This window comes from Mycobacterium sp. E2462, from assembly GCF_001672685.1.
GTDB lineage: Bacteria > Actinomycetota > Actinomycetes > Mycobacteriales > Mycobacteriaceae > Mycobacterium.
Window position 1 is genome coordinate 1 of the sequence record NZ_LZKC01000464.1, and the last position, 1,627, is coordinate 1,627.

The 1,627-nt window shown below is 75.8% G+C and carries 1 protein-coding gene; it reads left to right on the plus strand.

From position 1 onward, the window contains the following. Window positions 1-1,627 (plus strand): amino acid adenylation domain-containing protein (locus A5714_RS23860; protein WP_156747475.1); only part of this gene is annotated, 1,627 nt, incomplete at both ends.

Below are 1,627 nucleotides of genomic sequence, written 5' to 3' on the forward strand. Positions count from 1 at the left end.
GCTCGACGCCGGCGAGCGCGCGCGCCTCGACGCCCTGGGCAACCGGGCCGTGCTGGCCGCGCCGGCGCCGGCGCCGCAGTCCATCCCGGCGGTGTTCGCCGAGCAGGTGGCCCGCGCGCCGGAGGCGGTGGCGGTGGTCTGCGACGGCCTGGCGCTGACCTATCGGGAGCTGGACGAGGCGTCGAACCGGCTCGCGCACCTGCTGGCGGCCGCGGGCGCGGCCCCGGGCGGGGTGGTGGCCGTCGTGTTCACGCGGTCGGCGGAGGCCGTCGCGGCCATCCTGGGTGTGCTCAAGACCGGCGCGGCCTACCTGCCGATCGACCCGGGCCTGCCGGCCGAGCGCATCGCGTTCATGCTCGCCGACGCCGCCCCACTGGTCGCGCTGAGCACCGCCGAACTCGCCGGCCGGCTGGCCGGCCACGACCTGCCGGTGATCGACGTCAACGACCCCGTCGTGCACACCCAGCCCGGCACGGCGCTGCCGGTGCCCGGCGCCGACGGCGTGGCATACCTGATCTACACCTCCGGCACCACCGGCGTCCCGAAAGGCGTTGGCATCACCCATCGCAACGCCACGCAGCTGCTGGCGGCGCTGGACGCGGGCCTGCCTCGCGCGGGGGTGTGGTCGCACAGCCACTCGTTGGCCTTCGACGTGTCGGTGTGGGAGATCTTCGCGCCGCTGCTGGCCGGCGGCCGCCTGGTGGTGGTGCCCGAGCCGGTGACGCGGTCGCCCAAGGACTTCCACGCGCTGCTGGTCGCCCAGCGCGTCAGCGTGCTGACCCAAACCCCGTCCGCCATCGCCATGCTCGAGCCCGAGGGGCTGGAGTCGGTGGCCCTGGTCACGGTCGGGGAGGCGTGCTCGGCCGAGGTCGTCGAGCGCTGGGCGCCCGGGCGGGTGATGGTCAACGCCTACGGCCCCACCGAGACGACGATGTGCGTGGCGATCAGCGCGCCGCTGCGGGCCGGGACGATCGGGCCCGTGCCGATCGGCGCGCCGGTGCCCGGCGCGGCGCTGTTCGTGCTCGACGAGGCGCTGAACCCCGTGCCGCCCGGCGTGATCGGCGAGCTGTACGTGGCCGGCGCCGGCGTCGGGGTCGGCTACCTCGGCCGGGCCGCGCTGACGGCGGCGCGGTTTGTCGCCTGCCCCTTCGGCGGGGCCGGGACGCGCATGTACCGCACCGGGGACCTGGTGCGCTGGAACTCCGGCGGCGAGCTGGAATACCTGGGCCGCGCCGACGAGCAGGTCAAGATCCGCGGCTACCGCATCGAGCTGGGCGACGTGCAGGCCGCGCTCGCCGCGCTGGACGGCGTGCAGCAGGCCGCCGTCGTCGCGCGCGAGGACCAGGCCGGCGTCAAGCGCCTCGTCGGTTACATCACCGGAACCGCCGATCAAGGCGCGGTGCGGACCGCCCTCGCCGACCGGCTGCCCGCCTACATGGTGCCCGCCGCGGTGGTGGCGCTGGACGCGCTGCCGCTGACGTCCAACGGCAAGCTCGACGTCCGCGCGCTGCCGGCCCCGGAGTACGCGGTCGCCGACTACCGCGCCCCGCAGACCCCCACCGAGGAGCTCCTGGCCGGGGTGTACGCCGAGGTGCTCGGCGTCGAGCGGGTGGGCGTCGACGACTCG